This is a genomic window from Pseudomonas sp. C9-3, assembly GCF_032392015.1.
Lineage (GTDB): Bacteria > Pseudomonadota > Gammaproteobacteria > Pseudomonadales > Pseudomonadaceae > Pseudomonas > Pseudomonas nitroreducens.
This window is the reverse complement of the sequence record NZ_CP135919.1, coordinates 3,136,893-3,149,166: the sequence shown is the minus strand read 5'-3', so window position 1 is coordinate 3,149,166 and position 12,274 is coordinate 3,136,893. Positions and strand designations below refer to the sequence as shown.

Below are 12,274 nucleotides of genomic sequence, written 5' to 3'. Positions count from 1 at the left end.
CCACAGTGCTTGCGCAGCTGTGGCGCTGGGGCCTGATCCTGCTCCGAACATCAGCCCAGCCGCAGCGGATCGCCACCAGCCAGGGTGCGGTCCATCAGGCGGATGCTGTCGCGGCCGCCGCGCTTGGATTCATAGAGCGCGGCGTCGCCTTGTTCGATCAGCGCGGCGAGGCTGGCCGGCGGCTGGTCGAACAGGTTGGCGCCGATGCTCAGGGTGACCGCCTGGGGCGTGGCAAAGTTCTGCGTGGCAGTGGCCTGGAACTGCTCGCGCAGCTTGTTGGCCAGCGCCATCACCTGCTCGCCGCCGACATTGCTCAGCAGGATGACGAACTCATCGCCACCCAGGCGCGCCGCCACGGCCCGCTCGGGGAGTGCCGCGCGGATCATCTCGCTGAGCGTCACCAGCAGGCGGTCGCCAGCGGTGTGCCCGTGCAGGTCGTTGACCTGCTTGAAGTTGTCGATGTCGATCAGCAGCAGTGCGCCGGGGCGCTCGGGGGAGATTTCCTCGAACACGCGGGGCGCGCGCATTTCCAGGGCCCGGCGGTTGTACAGGGCGGTCAGCGGGTCGCGCGCGGCGAGGCGGGCGATGCGCTTTTCGCGGCGGTAGCGTTCGGTTCCGGTCATCGACAGGGCGATCAGCATGATCGCCATCGCGCCCTCCACCAGGGAGATCTGGATGATCTCGCCACGGAAGGCGGCGAGGTCGATCAGCGTGCCGGGGATGATCACGGTCGCGCCCTTGGCCAGGTAGAAGGCGCCATGCACCAGCATCACGTAGCGCAGCTGCACCGCGCCCACGCTCAGGGACTTGCCGTGGGGCCGCAACAGGTAGCTGGCGCGCAGGGAGAGCAGGGCGACCAGCCAGGAATTGGCCAGTAGCATGAGCTTGGACCACAGCGGGCCGCCGTCGGGCAGCGCCAGCAGCGCTATCCAGGTCAGCGGAACGAGCAGCCAGCCCCGTGACAGCCGTGCTTCGGTGAACTTCGCCACCCCGCTGAGGAAGAACCAGTGCGCGAGCACCAGCAGGCCGTTGGCGAACCAGATGCCGACCAGCAGATAGCCGCTCATGCGCAGCAACGCGAGGGTGGAACCGAGGGTGATGGTGGCGAAACCGGCGCTCCAGTAGAGCAGCGAGCGTTCGCGCACGCTGCGCCATTCGATGGCCAGATACAGCGCTGCGGCCGCCGCTAGGGCGACCGAAATAGTCAACATGGTGGGTGGATCGAGCGCCATTTCCTGAACCGTACTGCACTTGCGGTAAAAAACGTGATTGTAAGCGCCCTTGCTGGTTTTCCGGTATGTCAGCCGGTGCTTCCGGTCGGGTTTGCCCTCCGTTCTGTCGCGTCTGGAAAGCGCTTCTTCCGCTTTTGTCGCATTGCCGAAGCGGCCACTGGCCATCAGACTGTGCGGATTCGTGAGTATTCGCTGTGGGGCTGGGAGGCCCGAAGCCATGGAAAAGCCGACACGCCGGCGCTGGAGTCCGCTCTGGTTCCTGATCGTCGCCGCCAGCTACCTGATTGCGATCCTGTTCACCGTGGCCCTGGCGGGGCTGGGATGGATCCTCTTCTCCGGCGGGCTGGACATGACGGTGGTGAAGGAGCGCCGCTACCTGCTGCTGGGCAGTGGCGGGTTGATGCTGGTGGTGTCGGCCTACATCCTGTTGATGTCGATTCCCACGAGCTTCCTCTCGACCATCCGCCGCGACGGCTCCTGATTCTGCGCCAGCGGTCGGATACTGGCGTGAGAGTGCTGCGATATGCCTGACTGGATGGAAGTCTTGATCCTGCGCAGGGAGCGCTCCCGCGGGCAGGTGTAAGGTTGCCGCGCGACTCGCAGCGTCAGACTGCCAGCGCCTCAGGAGCCCGTGTCATGCCCGAATCGATGAGTTTCAACCGCGCGCTGGTGGAGAAGTACGACCGTCCCGGCCCGCGCTATACCTCCTATCCCACCGCGCCGCAGTTCCATGGCGCCTTCGCCGCTGACGACTACCGGGCGGCCGCCCAGCGCAGCAACCAGCGCGGCAACGAGAGCGCGGCCAAGCCGCTGTCGGTGTACATCCACATCCCGTTCTGCAAGAGCCTCTGCTACTACTGCGCCTGCAACAAGATCATCACCCAGAAGACCCACCGCGCCGTGGAGTACCTGGAGTACCTCAAGCGCGAGATCGCCCTGCAGGCGGCGCTGTTCGACGGGTCGCGCAAGCTCACCCAGCTGCATCTGGGCGGCGGCACGCCGACCTACCTGAGCAGCGAGCAGCTGGGCGAGGTGATGGACAGCCTGCGCGAGCATTTCAACCTCGACGAGAGCGATGCTCACGAGTTCTCCATCGAAGTCGACCCGCGCACCATCAGCCGCGAACGCATCGCCGAGCTGCGCGCCCAGGGCTTCAACCGCCTGAGTTTCGGCGTGCAGGATTTCGACGAGCAGGTGCAGCAGGCGGTCAACCGCGTACAGAGCGAGCGGCAGGTCTTCGACCTGGTACAGGCGGCCCGCGAGGCGCGTTTCAAGTCGGTGTCGGTGGACCTGATCTACGGCCTGCCGCTGCAAACGGTGGAGAGTTTCGACACCACGCTGAGCAGGATCATCGCCCTGCGCCCGGACCGCATCGCCGCCTACAGCTATGCCCATCTCCCGGAGCGGGTGCGCGCGCAACGGCTGATCCGCCGCGAGGACATGCCGCCACCCGAGCGCAAGCTGGAACTGCTGGAACTGACCATCCAGCGGCTGACCGAGGCGGGCTACGTCTATATCGGCATGGACCACTTTGCCCTGCCGGACGACGAGCTCACGGTCGCACGCAACAACGGCACCCTGCAGCGCAACTTCCAGGGTTACTCGACCCACGCCGACTGTGACCTGATTGCCCTGGGCGTCTCGTCCATCAGCAAGGTCGGCGATACCTACGGGCAGAACGTGAAGGAGCTGTCGCAGTATTACGCGCGGCTCGACCAGGGCCTGCTGCCGGTGCACAAGGGCTACCGCCTGACTGACGACGACTGCCTGCGCCGCGAGGTGATCAGCGCGCTGATGTGCCATGGCCGGGTGGATTACGCGCCGCTGGAGGAGAGCCACGGCATTCGTTTTGACGAGTACTTCGAAGGGGCGTTGCGGCAGTTGCAGGAGCAGGTTGGCGACGGCCTGATCGAACTGCACGACGATGCGCTGGTGCTGCTGCCCCAGGGGCAACTGATGATGCGCAGCGTGGCCATGGCCTTCGATGCCTACCTGGGCGGCGGGCAGCAGGAGCGTTTCTCGCGCACGATCTGATACCGCAGCCGGATGCAAAACGGCCCGCCTTCGAGGCGGGCCGTTGCGTTTTCAGTGCTTAGCGGCGGTCGACCCACACGGTCTGCGCGTTGCAGAACTCGCGTACGCCGAAGTGCGACAGTTCGCGACCGAAGCCGCTCTTCTTCACACCACCGAAGCCGACGCGGGGATCGCTGGCGCTGTAGCCATTGATGAACACGCCACCGACATCCAGCTCGGCGGTCATCTGCCGTGCACGGGCGACGTCGGCGGTGAACACCGTGGCAGTCAGGCCGAAATCGCTGTCGTTGGCCAGCTCCAGCGCATGACGAGCGTCCTTCGCGCGGATGATCGAGGCCACCGGGCCGAACAGCTCTTCGCGGAACGAGGTCATGTCCGGGGTGACGTCGGCCAGCACGGTGGGCTGGTAGAAGTTGCCTGCGCCGTCGACCTTGCCACCGCCCAGCAGCAGGGTGGCGCCTTCGGCCAGGGTGCGCTGTACCTGGTCGTCAAGCTCGTCGCGCAGGTCGAAGCGGGCCATCGGACCAACGTAGGTCTGCGCCTGGGTCGGATCGCCCATCGCCAGTTCGCGGGCGGCAGCGACGAAACGCTCGGTGAAGACGTCGGCAATGCTGTCCTCGACGATGAAGCGCTTGGCTGCGGCGCAGACCTGCCCGGAGTTCTGGAAGCGCCCGGCGACGGCCGCCTTCACGGCGACATCGAGGTCGGCGTCGGCAAGCACGATAAAGGCGTCCGAGCCACCCAGTTCCAGCACGCACTTCTTCAGCGCTGCGCCCGCCTGGGAGCCGATCGCCGAGCCGGCGCGCACGCTGCCGGTGACGGTCACGGCGGCGATGCGGTCGTCGCGGATGGCCTGGGATACCAGGTCGTTACCGACGTTGATCACCTCGAACACGCCTGCCGGGAAGTCCGCCTGCTGGAACGCCTGCAGCATCAGGTAGGCGCTGCCCATGACGTTCGGCGCATGCTTGAGCACGTAGGTGTTGCCCGCCAACAGCGCCGGCACCGCGCCACGCAGCACCTGCCAGATCGGGAAGTTCCACGGCATCACCGCGAGGATCGGGCCCAGCGGGCGGTATTCGATCCAGGCGCGCTCGTGCTCCACGCTGGTCGGCTCGGCGGCGAGCATCTGCGGACCATTGGCGGCGTACCAGTCGCACAGGCCGGCGCACTTTTCCACTTCGCCACGGGCCTGGGTGATCGGCTTGCCCATCTCGGCGGTGATGGTGGCAGCGAAAGCGTCGGCATTGGCGCGCAGGGCCTGGCCGAGACGCACCAGGGCGGCGGCACGCTGCTCGATGGGCGTGCGCTTCCAGCCGGCATAGCCTTGGGCTGCGCGGGCCAGGGCCTGCTCCAGGGCCTCGGCGGATTCGAAGGCGTAGCTGTCGATCACCTCGCCAGTGGCGGGGTTGCGGGAGATCGCGTGGGTCTGCGGGGTGACGTTCATGGCTCGCTCCTGAGGGTGAGTGGGCGGGATGGAGCCAGTGTCGCGTTGAATGATGCTTATGAAAACTGAATAATAATGACGATTACACTCTCGCTTGGAGAATGAAATGGATCTGGTCCAGCTGGAAATCTTCTGTGCCGTGGCGACCCACAAAAGCATCGCTGCCGCCGCCCAGGCCATGCACCGGGTGCCGTCCAACCTCACCACGCGGATCAAGCAGCTGGAAGCAGACCTGGGTGCCGACCTGTTCATCCGCGAGAACAATCGCCTGCGGTTGTCCCTGGCCGGGCACGACTTCCTCGTCTACGCCACGCGCATCCTCGGCCTGGTGGAAGAGGCGAGGGTGGTGGTCTCCGGCAAGGAGCCCACCGGGCGCTTTCCCATCGGCTCGCTGGAGAGCACCGCGGCGGTTCGCATCCCGCGCCTGCTGGCGCGCTACCACCAGCAGTACCCGAAGGTGGAGCTGGACCTTTCCACCGGGCCTTCGGGCGAGATGATTGACGGGGTGATCGCCGGCGAACTGATCGCGGCCTTCGTCGATGGGCCGATCAGGCATCCGGCGCTGGAGGGCGTGCCGGTGTTCGACGAGGAGATGCTGGTAGTCGCGCCGTCGCACCATTCGCCGATCCGGCGCGGCCGGGATGCCGATGGTGAGATGATCTACGTATTCCGCGACAACTGCTCCTATCGCCATCACTTCGAGCGCTGGTTCGCCGCCGATGGTGCGGCGCCCGGCGCCATCCGCGAGCTGGAGTCCTACCACAGCATGCTCGCCTGCGTGAGCGCTGGTGGCGGCCTGGCGGTGATGCCGCGCAGCATGCTGAGCAACATGCCCGGCAGCGCCTCGGTCAGCGCCTGGCCCATGGCCGGCGACTTCGCCCGGCTGAACACCTGGCTGATCTGGCGCAGCGACTCGCGCTCGCGGTCGCTGGAGCTGTTCCGCCAGTTGGTCGATGAGCAGGCGGTGGTGCTGGACATGGCGGGCGACTCGAACACCCAGGCTTAGTGCCGTGACGATTGGGCGAAGGTGCGGCGGGTGTCTACCGGGCCGATGCGTGCCAGGGTGCGGCGCCCCAGCAGCAGCGGATAAAGCATGTCCTTGCGGTCGCGCAGGGAGAACTCTTCCACCAGCACCTGCTGGCCGATGCCTATCTCCATCGTCACCACCGGGCGGTGATCGACGCCGCCTGCGCCGCGCAACCGCACCCGGCGCACCAGCGGGCGTTCGAATTCCTGGCTGAAGGATTCGCCGGTTTCGCGGTTCCTGCCAACCACGCGAAACCGCACCCATTGCTGCGAAGCGCGGCGAAAGTAGCGGATGTCCCGTGCGTCCAGGGAAGAGGTGAGGGCGCCGGTATCCAGCTTGGCCTTCAAGGTTATCGCGCCAGGGTAGAGGCGTGCCTCCTCGATCCAGCCCGCCACGGGAAGCTGCTCGGAACGGGATTTCAGCGTGGCCGCGAAGGCCAGCACCAGCATGGCGAGCGAGAGAGAATTCAACTCCATGGTCATTCTCCGAGGGAATCGCGTGGCGGACGATTCCATGCTTGAGCTCGGAACGTTATGGCGGCGTTAAAGTGGGGTGGTCGGCGTGTGCATTTGATGGCATATGGCTATTTCCCGACGAGTGGGAGACCGGAACCGACCACTCGGGCCGCTCATCGCGCCCGATCACAGGGTTAGGCGCTGCTCGCTGACGCCTGATAGCTGCTCGGTGCCACCCCAAGGCTGCGGCGGAACATGCTGGAAAAGGCACTCGGGCTGTCGTAGCCCAGCTCCAGGGCCACGCGCGTTACCGGCGTACCCGCGGAGAGGCGGGTGACGGCGGCGAGCAGGCAGGCCTGCTGGCGCCAGGCGCCGAAGGAGAGTCCGGTCTGCTGGCGGAACAGGCGACTGAAGGTGCGCGTGCTGCAGTGCAGCTCGGCGGCCCAGGCATCCGCTGTAATGCCGATGTCCGGCGCGCGCAGGAAGTCGCGGCACAGCTCTGCCAGGCGCGAGTGAGCCGGCAGCGGGGCGAACAGCGGCAGGCTCGGAGCCTGGCGCAGTTCATGGAGCAGCAGGCGCAGGAGGTCGCCGTCGCGGCCATCCTCGTCGTGCAGCGCCGGCACTTCGACACTGGCCAGCAGCAGCTCGTGCAGCAGCGGCGAGACGGTCAGCGCCTGGCACAGGAAGGTGTCGCGCACCGGCACCTGCGGGTCGATGTACAGGCTGCGGGTGCTGACCCCGCGCATCAGCACCCGGTGCCGCTTGCCGGCGGGAATCCACACACCGCTGTAGGGCGGGATTACCCAGGCGCCGTCCTCGGTCTCCACCTCCATCAGGCCGCTCATGCCATAGAGGAACTGTGCGCGCCGATGGGAGTGCGGCTGGAGCAGGGTGCCTAGCGGGTAGTCGGTACCGATGGCGAGTACGGCGCGGTCGACGTCGTCGACGCTGGCGAGGGGAATGTTGAGCATGGCGACGGGTTTGGCTGGGTTGCGATGATTATTCGTCAATCCGTGCAAAATGGCCAATGACGCTGCGGCTGACTGGCGCAACATGCTCTGCATAACGGAATTTGCCGTAGGATCAGGCGGTCATGACTTGCCAGGAGGCGACTATGGGTATTCGTGGAAACGACCGTCAGATCGACAACATCGAGTTCAACGTCAGCGATATCGCGCGCAGCAAGGCCTTCTACGGCAGCGCCTTCGGCTGGACCTTCACCGACTACGGCCCGACCTACAGCGAATTCAGCGACGGTCGCCTCACCGGCGGCTTCACCACCGGTGAACCGGTGCGCCCCGGCGGCCCGCTGGTCATTCTCTACACCGATGACCTGGTGCAGGCCCAGGCCCGCCTGGAGGCCGCCGGCGCCACCATCAGCCGCGCCACATTTGCGTTCCCTGGCGGCCGGCGCTTCCATTTCATCGACCCGGACGGCTACGAGCTGGCGGTCTGGTCGGCGGACTGAGTCCGGACCTGCTCGATGTAGCGTCGGGCCACTGGTGATTTCTCGAAACGCCGGTGCAGCAGCGACAACCACGAGCGAGGCTGGCAATCGGCGAGCGGGCGGTAGTTGACCCGCGGCAGCTGCACGCGGCGCACCACCGACTCGGGGACGATGGCGATGCCGCGGCCGAGCGAGACCAGCGCAATCACCGCGACCAGGCTGCCGGGCTGCTGGCCGAGGTGCGGAGAGAAGCCGCCGGCGCTGGCGACCTCCAGGGTGCCGGAGATCTGTTCGGGCAGGATGAAGGTTTCGTCGCTCAGGCGGGCGGCGCGAATCTCCGGCAGTTCGTTGAGGCGCGAGGCGGCGGGCAGGGCGAGGACGAAGCCTTCCTCCAGCAGCGCGATGGCTTCCAGCTCCTCCGGCAGGTTCATCGGCGAGCGTACGTAGGCGAGGTCGAGGGCCCCGTCGCGTATTTGCGCCGGCAATTGCGCCATGGGCGCTTCGCTGATGTCGAGATCCACGCCCGGCGAGGTACGGGTGAATTGCTCGACATGCTGCTGCAGTACGCCGGAATAGGCCGCCGAGGCCACGTAGCCCACGCGCAGATGCCCGGTTTCACCCCGGCCGGCGCGCTGCGCGCCGAGTTGCGCCGCATCGAACTGGAGCACCGCCAGTTCGGCTTCACTCAGCAGCGCCTCGCCTGCAGCGGTCAGGCGCACCTCGCGTTGGCTGCGCTGGAACAGCAGTACGCCCAGTTCCTTCTCCATGTCCTGGATCTGTCGGCTGAGGGTTGGCGGGGCGATGCCCAGCTGTTCGGCCGCACGGGTGAAGTGGCCGTGGCGGGCGACACTTAGGAAGTAGCGGAAATGGCGGATTTCCATGTTCGTTAGTCGCAGGCTAATGACGAAGGCCGCCATGGCTAACAAGCCCGGCGCGCGTGGGCGTTACCGTGGGGCAACACTACAAGGCCGCAAGCGCCAGAGCAAAGAACGGCTGCGCGGCCGCCGCCGGAAGCCTTGCCATGTCTGAACGTCCCTCCGCTCGCTTCACCCTGCTGACCGCCTCGGCGGTGTGCTCGCTGATCATCCTCGACACCAACATCGTTGCCGTCTCGCTGCCCAGTATCGCCCGTGACCTGTCGGGCTCTTTTGCCGACATCGAGTGGGTGGTCAGTGCTTACCTGCTGGCCTTCGCTGCCTGCCTGCTGCCCGCCGGCAGCCTGGCCGACCGCTTCGGCCGGCGGCGCATGTTGCTGCTCGGGCTGGTGCTGTTCGGCGCGGCCTCGCTGGCCTGCGGGGCCGCGCCGAGCCTGCTGTTCCTGGACATTGCCCGTGCGGCCAAGGGCGTCGGCGCGGCCCTGTTGCTGACGTCGGCGCTGGCCGCCATCGGCCACCGTTTCCACGAGCCCGAAGAGCGCCTGCGGGCCTGGGCCTTCTGGGGCGCGTGCATGGGCGCCACCATCACCTTCGCGCCGCTGCTGGGCGGGGTCATCTCCGCCACCCTGGGCTGGCGCTGGATCTTCTACCTGAACCTGCCGCTGGTGGCGCTGCTCGGGGGCATGGCGCTGCGCAGCATCGAGGAATCCCGCGACAGTGCCGCCGCGCGCCTCGACCCGCTGGGTAGTCTGACCTTCGCCGGTGGCCTGGGTTACCTGATCTGGGCGTTGATCGACGCCAATCGCGTGGGTTGGGACAGCCCGCCGACCCTCGCGCGCCTGCTGGTCAGCGCCGGCCTGCTGGGCCTCTTCGTGATGGTGGAGCGCAGCCAGGCGCGGCCGATGATCGATTTGCGGCTGATGCGCAGCGGGCGCTTCATCGGCGCCTTGCTCGGCATGTTCGCCTACGCCGCCTGCGCCCAGGTGATGATGACGCTGCTGCCGCTGTACCTGCAGAACGGCCTGCAGCTCTCCGCTGTCGCGGCCGGTGCCGGGATGCTGCCCTTCGCCGTCGCCATGCTTCTGACCCCGCGCCTGGGCATGCGCCTGAACAGCCGCTTCAGTCCGGCGCAGGTCTTCGCCCTGGGGCTGGTGCTGGTCGGCGCGGGCAACCTGCTTTGCGCACTGGCGGCCGGGCAGGGGGAGTACTTGCCGTTCGCCCTGGCCAGCCTGGTGCTGGGGGCCGGCGCCGGGCTGCTCAACGGCGATACGCAGAAGAACATCATGGCCTGCGTGCCCCGTGAGCGCACCGGCATGGCCTCGGGCCTGAGCACCACGACGCGCTTCGCCGCCATCGTGCTGGCCATCGGCATTCTCGGTGGCGTGCTGTCCGCACGCAGCGCCCAGTTGCTGCGAGATGTGCTGGCAACGGTGGCGCCTGCGCAACTGGACAAGGCCGCCGAGATGGCGACCCGTGCGGCGGCTGGCGACTTCAGCGCTGCGCTTTCGGTGATTGACCCGGCACTGCGCGACGCGTTGGCACCTGCTGTGCGCCAAGCCTTCATCGGCGGGTTCGAGAGTGTGCTGCTGGTGGCGGGCATTGCGGCGCTGGTGTTTGCCGTGATGGTTGGCACGCTGCTTGGCCGGCCGATGCCGGTCCACGAGCCGGTGCCCGCTTGAAACGGCCGTTTGTCCGCTGGCGGGCAGGAGGGCGGTGGTTGCCGGAACTGTGGTTCGCCCGGCCGGGTCAGGAATCAGGGAGAGTGCGCGTTGTGCGCTTCGTCTCCGCCACTCAGCGCAGAACGGGCCATCCGCGGCCAAGGGGAGAACCGCATGCAGCAGTCAGTCGAGCCGGAATTCATGGCACCCAGTGAATACCTGACTTCCACCGGCGTCGCCGTGTTGATGTCGCCACGCTACATCGCCCCCGGCAAGGTGGGCGAAGTGCTGCTGTCGCTGGCGAAGGTTCCCGCTGGCGTCTCGCCGCTGGACGTGGTGGTCGGCCCGTGGGAATCCCACGAAGAGGCGTTCCAGGCGTCCCACGATGCGGCGGAGCGCTGGGTCGAGCGCCTCGACCACGACGCCTGAGGAAGCGCCGCGCACCCTGGCGGTAGCCGTCAGCGGTAGCGTTGGCGGTCGGCCTCGGTGATCGGGCGAATCACGCGCGCCGGATTGCCGGCTGCCAGCACCCCTTCGGGAATGTCGCGCACCACCACGGCGCCAGCGCCGATCACGCTGTTCGCGCCGATGCTCACGCCGGGCAGGATGTTCACCCCCGCGCCGATCCACACGTTGTCGCCAACGCTCACCGGGTGCGCGTACTCCAGGCCCTGGTTGCGCCGCTCGGCGTCCAGCGGGTGGCCGGCGGTGTAGATGCCGACGTTGGGCGCAATGAACACGTCATTGCCGATGCTGACCTTCGCGCCATCGAGGATCACCAGGTTGACGTTGGCGTAGAAGCGCGCGCCGATCTCGATGTTGAAGCCGTAGTCGCAGTGCAACGGGCCTTCGATGACGAAGCCTTCGCCAATGCTGCCAAACAGCCCTGTGAGAATCGCCTCGCGGCGCGCCCGGTCATCCGGGTGGCTGTGGTTGAAGTCGAAGAGTTTCGCCTTGGCCTCGGCGCGCTGGCGCAGCACCTGCGGGTCGTGATTGGCGTCGTAGAGCAGCCCGGCGGCAGCTTTTTCCAGCTCGTTCATCAAGGTTGATTCCTGGCGGCTTTGAAGGCGTTCGACGTCCTGGAGAACGCACCGGTTCCCTTTGCGGAAAATGGCAGGCGCGGCTCTGCTTCGAGCGGTCGATGGGCGTGCCCAGGTTTGGTAGTGAATACTACAGAAAATAGATATTGAAAGTTTATGGAGCACATTATACAAATTAGCCACAACAAGAGGCGCACCCATGCTCACACTCAAAGACCGCCTGAATACCCCGGAAGTCGAACTCACCAAGGCCGAGCGCAAAGTCCTGCGCGCCTTGCTCGACGACTACCCGCGCAGCGGCCTCGGGCCGATGTCGCGCCTCGCGCGCCAGGCCGGCGTCAGTGATCCGAGCATCCTGCGGCTGGTGAAGAAGCTCGGCTTCAGTGGCTACAGCGACTTCCAGAATGCCCTGATGGCCGAGGTGGATGACCGCCTGCGTTCACCGCGCACCCTGCTCGCCGGGCGCCGCGAAGGCATGAGCCGCGACGACGTCTGGTCCAATTACCTGAGCGACGCCAGCGAAGGCATCCAGCGCACCCTGGCCCTGACCCAGGCCGACGACGTTCGCCTGCTCGCTGACTGGCTGCTCGATCCCAAGCTGCGCGTTCTCTGCCATGGCGGCCGTTTCAGCCGCTTCGTCGCCGGCTACCTGGTGGCGCACCTGCGCATGCTGCGCAGCGGCTGCCTGCTGCTGGATGACGGCGCAGCGCTGCCCGACCAGTTGGGCGATATCGACCGCCAGACGCTGGTGGTGGTGTTCGACTACCGCCGCTACCAGGCCCAGGCGCTCGGCGTTACCCGTGCGGCCAAGGCCCGTGGCGCACGCGTGGTGCTGTTCACCGATATCTACGACTCGCCGCTGCGCGAGTTCGCCGACCTGATCATCAGCGCCCCGGTGGAGTCCCCGTCGCCCTTCGACACCCTGGTGCCGACCATGGCCCAGGTCGAAGCGCTGATTGCCAGCCTGGTAGCGCGCATGGACGGCCAGCTCGACGAACGCCTGGAAGGCATCGACCACCTGAGAGCTGCCTTCGGCAGCCACATCCTTGAGGAATGACC

The 12,274-nt window shown here is 66.8% G+C and carries 13 protein-coding genes; 7 read left to right on the top strand and 6 right to left on the bottom strand.

Annotated elements, in window-relative coordinates; translation table 11 throughout:
* Positions 1-50: 50 nt before the first annotated feature.
* Positions 51-1,232, bottom strand: coding sequence for a GGDEF domain-containing protein (locus RS899_RS14055; RefSeq protein ID WP_315810272.1), 1,182 nt, complete (start codon positions 1,230-1,232; stop codon positions 51-53).
* Between the two features lie 217 nt (positions 1,233-1,449).
* On the opposite strand from RS899_RS14055, the gene RS899_RS14050 reads away from it, so the two are divergent.
* Together RS899_RS14050 and hemN are read left to right on the top strand one after the other, a co-directional pair.
* Positions 1,450-1,713 carry a hypothetical protein gene (locus tag RS899_RS14050; RefSeq protein ID WP_037015552.1) on the top strand — a complete coding sequence of 88 codons (264 nt, stop codon included), beginning with the start codon at positions 1,450-1,452 and terminating at the stop codon, positions 1,711-1,713.
* A gap of 155 nt (positions 1,714-1,868) precedes the next feature.
* Positions 1,869-3,266 carry an oxygen-independent coproporphyrinogen III oxidase gene (hemN, locus tag RS899_RS14045; RefSeq protein ID WP_315810271.1) on the top strand — a complete coding sequence of 466 codons (1,398 nt, stop codon included), beginning with the start codon at positions 1,869-1,871 and terminating at the stop codon, positions 3,264-3,266.
* Between the two features lie 58 nt (positions 3,267-3,324).
* On the opposite strand, the gene RS899_RS14040 is transcribed toward hemN, so the two are convergent.
* Positions 3,325-4,713, bottom strand: coding sequence for an aldehyde dehydrogenase family protein (locus tag RS899_RS14040; RefSeq protein WP_315810270.1), 1,389 nt, complete (start codon positions 4,711-4,713; stop codon positions 3,325-3,327).
* A gap of 106 nt (positions 4,714-4,819) precedes the next feature.
* Between RS899_RS14040 and ptrR the strand changes: the two genes are divergently transcribed.
* The gene (ptrR, locus tag RS899_RS14035; protein WP_315810269.1) at positions 4,820-5,719 is read left to right on the top strand and encodes a putrescine utilization regulator PtrR; all 900 of its coding nucleotides are present in this window, start codon (positions 4,820-4,822) and stop codon (positions 5,717-5,719) included.
* On the opposite strand, the gene RS899_RS14030 is transcribed toward ptrR, so the two are convergent.
* Together RS899_RS14030 and RS899_RS14025 are read right to left on the bottom strand one after the other, a co-directional pair.
* The gene (locus tag RS899_RS14030; RefSeq protein WP_315810268.1) at positions 5,716-6,216 is read right to left on the bottom strand and encodes an ATP-dependent zinc protease family protein; all 501 of its coding nucleotides are present in this window, start codon (positions 6,214-6,216) and stop codon (positions 5,716-5,718) included. The two genes, ptrR and RS899_RS14030, sit on opposite strands and share 4 nt — an antisense overlap.
* Positions 6,217-6,389: 173 nt before the next feature.
* A complete protein-coding gene (locus RS899_RS14025; protein ID WP_315810267.1) occupies positions 6,390-7,166 on the bottom strand; it encodes a helix-turn-helix transcriptional regulator in 777 nt (258 codons plus the stop codon).
* A gap of 143 nt (positions 7,167-7,309) precedes the next feature.
* Here RS899_RS14025 and RS899_RS14020 point away from each other — a divergent pair, with 143 nt between their 5' ends.
* The gene (locus tag RS899_RS14020) at positions 7,310-7,663 is read left to right on the top strand and encodes a VOC family protein (RefSeq protein ID WP_315810266.1); all 354 of its coding nucleotides are present in this window, start codon (positions 7,310-7,312) and stop codon (positions 7,661-7,663) included.
* Here the strand turns inward: RS899_RS14020 and RS899_RS14015 are convergent.
* Positions 7,633-8,523, bottom strand: a complete 891-nt coding sequence (locus RS899_RS14015) for a LysR family transcriptional regulator (protein WP_315810265.1) — start codon at positions 8,521-8,523, stop codon at positions 7,633-7,635. The two genes, RS899_RS14020 and RS899_RS14015, sit on opposite strands and share 31 nt — an antisense overlap.
* 140 nt (positions 8,524-8,663) lie before the next feature.
* Here RS899_RS14015 and RS899_RS14010 point away from each other — a divergent pair, with 140 nt between their 5' ends.
* Both RS899_RS14010 and RS899_RS14005 read left to right on the top strand, forming a co-directional pair.
* The gene (locus RS899_RS14010) at positions 8,664-10,196 is read left to right on the top strand and encodes an MFS transporter (RefSeq protein WP_315810264.1); all 1,533 of its coding nucleotides are present in this window, start codon (positions 8,664-8,666) and stop codon (positions 10,194-10,196) included.
* Between the two features lie 153 nt (positions 10,197-10,349).
* A complete protein-coding gene (locus tag RS899_RS14005) occupies positions 10,350-10,604 on the top strand; it encodes a hypothetical protein (protein WP_024763757.1) in 255 nt (84 codons plus the stop codon).
* 29 nt (positions 10,605-10,633) lie between these two features.
* Here RS899_RS14005 and RS899_RS14000 read toward each other — a convergent pair whose 3' ends face one another.
* Positions 10,634-11,215, bottom strand: a complete 582-nt coding sequence (locus RS899_RS14000) for a sugar O-acetyltransferase (RefSeq protein ID WP_315810263.1) — start codon at positions 11,213-11,215, stop codon at positions 10,634-10,636.
* Between the two features lie 199 nt (positions 11,216-11,414).
* On the opposite strand from RS899_RS14000, the gene RS899_RS13995 reads away from it, so the two are divergent.
* Positions 11,415-12,272: a MurR/RpiR family transcriptional regulator gene (locus RS899_RS13995; protein WP_054908575.1), complete on the top strand. Its 858-nt coding sequence runs from the start codon at positions 11,415-11,417 to the stop codon at positions 12,270-12,272.
* Positions 12,273-12,274: the final 2 nt, after the last annotated feature.